At 68.3% G+C, this 4,092-nt stretch carries 3 protein-coding genes; 1 reads left to right on the top strand and 2 read right to left on the bottom strand.

Annotation, left to right across the window (positions count from 1 at the left end):
- Positions 1-199: 199 nt before the first annotated feature.
- Positions 200-856 (top strand): transglycosylase SLT domain-containing protein, encoded by a 657-nt coding sequence (locus JYJ84_RS30115; RefSeq protein WP_174961789.1) that lies wholly within the window; start codon positions 200-202, stop codon positions 854-856.
- Between the two features lie 8 nt (positions 857-864).
- Here the strand turns inward: JYJ84_RS30115 and JYJ84_RS30110 are convergent, their stop codons facing one another.
- Together JYJ84_RS30110 and kdpB are read right to left on the bottom strand one after the other, a co-directional pair.
- On the bottom strand, positions 865-1,563 hold the full coding sequence (locus JYJ84_RS30110; RefSeq protein ID WP_175223402.1) for a response regulator: 699 nt from the start codon (positions 1,561-1,563) through the stop codon (positions 865-867).
- A gap of 40 nt (positions 1,564-1,603) precedes the next feature.
- Positions 1,604-3,688: a potassium-transporting ATPase subunit KdpB gene (gene kdpB, locus JYJ84_RS30105; RefSeq protein WP_175223403.1), complete on the bottom strand. Its 2,085-nt coding sequence runs from the start codon at positions 3,686-3,688 to the stop codon at positions 1,604-1,606.
- Positions 3,689-4,092: the final 404 nt, after the last annotated feature.

Below are 4,092 nucleotides of genomic sequence, written 5' to 3'. Positions count from 1 at the left end.
TCGGTACGATCGCATGGCGCCTCGCGAAAGGCGGCGGCGATACGCGCGGCCGCGACGAATGACGCCGCGCGGTCATGCGCACCGCCCGTCCGCCCGTCCGCCCGTCTTTACGCGCCGTTTATCTCGCGTGCCGGTTTCTTTCGACGGTCGCAATGCATAACTGCGTACAGTCTTCGCATCGGAACCACGATGCGACGACATGCAGGAAACCTATCCATCGTATGACCGGCCGCTGCCACGCACACGCGTGCGCCCGGCCCTGCGGCTGAAGCGGCTTCTGCTGCTCTTCCCGATCGTGCTGCCGCTGTCGATCGCATTGCCCGCGCATGCCGACGACACGCCCGCAGCACCGGTCACCGCCGCCAGCACGCCCGAAGCATCGTCTCCCCCCACCCTCGATACGATCGTCACCGCGCTGCGCAACCGCTTTCACGTCGCGTATGCCGACGCGCGCACGATCGCCCGCGCGGTGCAGACCGAATCGGATCGCTACGGGCTCGCACCGGCGCTGCTGCTCGCGATCATCGCGGTCGAGTCGGGCTTCGATCGCCACGCGGTCAGTGTCGCCGGCGCGCGCGGGTTGATGCAGGTGCTGCCCACCGCCCATCGCGATCTCGTCGCGCACGTGAAGGACTTGTCCGATCCGGCCACCAACGTGCGGATCGGCGCGGCCATCTTCCGCGGCTATCTCGACGATGCGGACGGCGACGTCGAAACCGCGCTCGTGCGCTACAACGGCGGCACGAAGCGCTATGCGCAACGCGTCGCGCTGCGCGTGCAGCAATTCGATGCGCAGCTGCGCCGTTCGAGCGGCACGGCGAGTGACGACGCGCTGCGGACGGCCGCGAACCCCTGAGCGCGTCGCTACTGCACGCCGACGAGCCGGTAGCCGACGCCCGTCTCCGTCACGATGTATTCGGGCCGCCTCGGGTCGCACTCCAGCTTGCGCCGCAGATGGCCGACATACACGCGCAGGTAGTGCGCATCCTTGCCGTGCGTCGCGCCCCACACCTCGCTCAGCAGGCGGTCGTGCGTGAGCAGCCGGCCCGCGTGATGCGCGAGCGCGGCCAGCAAGCGGAATTCGATCGGGCTCAGATGCACGCGCGCACCGCCGCGCCACACCTGGCGATCGCCTAGATCGACGGTCACGTCGCCGAAGCGCACGCGCACCGCGTCGACGCGCCCGCCGCCGGCCTGCCGCCGCAGGTGCGCACGAATCCGCGCAATCAGCTCGGCGGCACCGAACGGCTTGGTCAGATAGTCGTCCGCACCCGCGTCGAGCGCGGCGACCTTGTCGCTTTCCGCACTCAGCGCCGACAGCACGATCAGCGGTGCGGCCGAGCACGCGCGCAGCGCACGGATCAGTTCGGTGCCGCCAAGGTCTCGCAGGTTTGTGTCCGCGACGATCAGGTCGGGCCGTCGTGCGCCGACGGCCGCCACGCCCGCCGCACCCGTCTCGGCCTCGCAGACGTGCATGTGTTCGGCCTTCAGCGCGACACGGACGAAATGCCGGATGAACCTGTCTTCGTCGACGATCACGATGACGACGGTCGGTTCGCTCATGCGGCGGCGCCTTCGTCCGGGGCGTCATGCGCGCCCATGCTCACGCCCATCCGCATGCCACCAGCACCATGTCGATCAGCTTGATGAACGGGAACGGCAGCAGCACGCCGCCGAGGCCGTACAGCAACAGGTTCCTGCGCAGCAGCGGCGCCGCGCCGAGCGGGCGATAGCGCACGCCCTTCAGTGCCAGCGGGATCAGCGCGACGATGATCAGTGCGTTGAAGATCACCGCCGACAGGATCGCCGACGCCGGTGATGCGAGATGCATCACGTCGAGCACGCGCAGTTGCGGATACGTCGTCGCGAATGCGGCCGGGATGATCGCGAAATACTTCGCGACGTCGTTCGCGATCGAGAACGTCGTCAGCGAGCCGCGCGTCATCAGCATCTGCTTGCCGATCTCGACGATCTCGATCAGCTTCGTCGGGTTCGAGTCGAGGTCGACCATGTTGCCGGCTTCCTTCGCCGCCTGCGTGCCGGTGTTCATCGCGACCGCCACATCGGCCTGCGCGAGCGCCGGCGCGTCGTTCGTGCCGTCGCCCGTCATCGCGACGAGGCGGCCGACCGCCTGGTGCTCACGGATCGTCGCGAGCTTGGTTTCCGGCGTCGCTTCCGCGAGGAAATCGTCGACGCCCGCTTCCGCCGCGATCGCCGCGGCCGTCAGCCGGTTGTCGCCCGTCACCATCACGGTCTTGATGCCCATCTTGCGCAGCTCCGCGAAGCGCTCCTTGATGCCGCCCTTCACGATGTCCTTTAGCTCGATCACGCCGAGCACGCGGGCGACACCGTCGACGCGCTCCGCCACCGCGAGCGGCGTGCTGCCGCGGCGCGCGATGTCGGTCACGACCGCTTCGACTTCGCGCGTGACGCGGCCGCCGTGGGATTCGACGTAATGCTTGATCGCATCCGCCGCGCCTTTGCGGATCTCGCGACCGGGCGCCCCGGAGGACGTCCCCGTGGGGGTCAAGTCGACGCCGCTCATCCGCGTCTGCGCGCTGAACGACAGGAACACCGGATGCAGCGCCTGCATGTCGCGCTCGCGCAGGTTGAACCGCTGCTTCGCGAGCACGACGATGCTGCGGCCTTCCGGCGTTTCGTCGGCAAGCGACGACAGCTGCGCGGCATCGGCCAGCGCTTCCTCGGTCACGAACGGCGCGGGCACGAACGCCGACGCCTGGCGGTTGCCGAGCGTGATCGTGCCGGTCTTGTCGAGCAGCAGCACGTCGACGTCGCCGGCCGCTTCCACCGCGCGGCCCGACGTCGCAATCACGTTCGCCTGCATCATCCGGCTCATCCCGGCCACGCCGATCGCGGACAAGAGGCCGCCGATCGTCGTCGGGATCAGGCACACGAGCAACGCCACCAAGGCGGTGATCGTCACGACATGGCCGGCCTTCATCGCCTCGACCGCGAACGTCGAGAACGGCAGCAAGGTGGCCGTCGCAAGCAGCATCACGATCGTCAACGCAACGAGCAGGATCGTCAGCGCGATCTCGTTCGGCGTCTTCTTGCGCTTCGCGCCCTCGACCATCGCGATCATCCGGTCGAGGAACGCTTCGCCCGGATTGACGGCGACCCGCACGACGATCCAGTCGGACAGCACACGCGTGCCACCCGTCACCGACGAGAAGTCGCCGCCCGCCTCGCGGATCACCGGCGCGGATTCGCCGGTGATCGCCGATTCGTCGACCGACGCGACACCTTCGATCACGTCGCCGTCGGCCGGGATCGTGTCGCCGGTTTCGACGAGCACGACGTCGCCTTTGCGCAGGTCGGTCGACGCCATCACCTCGACGGGCGCCTTCGCACGCGGCGCCGCGAGCTTTTTAGCGACCACGTTGTGTTTCGCACTGCGCAGCGATGCGGCCTGCGCCTTCGAACGCCCTTCGGCGAGCGCTTCGGCGAAGTTCGCGAACAGCACGGTGAACCACAGCCACAGCGCGATCGCGACGATGAAGCCGGCGGGTGCTTCGGCCTGGCCGAACAGCGCGGCGATCCACAGGATCGTCGTCAGGATGCTGCCGACGTACACGCAGAACATCACCGGGTTGCGGAACTGCGTGCGCGGCGTGAGTTTCCTGAACGAATCGGCGATCGCCGGGCGCACGAGCGCGGGATCGAACATCGAGCGCACGGCCGTGCGCGGATGGCCGGGTTGCGCGGCGCGCGGGCCTGTCATGGGAGAGAGAGACATGGCGGTTTCCTTTTGCCGGCACGCCCGCGCAGCGGCAGCCGGCATCGGTCAGGCGAGCCGGCTGCCGTCGCGCGTTTTCGCGTGCGGCTTCCGTTTCCACGAAACCATCTTATGAAGGTTCGCGTGAAGATCGCGGCAAAGGATCACGTCAAGGTATAAAAAGCGCGTAAACGTCCGTTTCGCCGCGGCGCGGCGGGGGTGTCTCAAGGGCCGTACACGAGCGGGAGCGCCACACTCCGCTCATACGACGTTTACGCGGCAAAGCAGGAAAACGAACCGGCGCGCGGCGCTCAGCCGAACGTGTAGCGCCCGTGCTGGCGCAGGCTGGGCAGCGC

The sequence above is a fragment of the Burkholderia sp. LMG 13014 genome (genome assembly GCF_905232215.1).
Taxonomy (GTDB): domain Bacteria; phylum Pseudomonadota; class Gammaproteobacteria; order Burkholderiales; family Burkholderiaceae; genus Burkholderia.
This window is presented reverse-complemented; position numbering and strand designations above follow the sequence as displayed.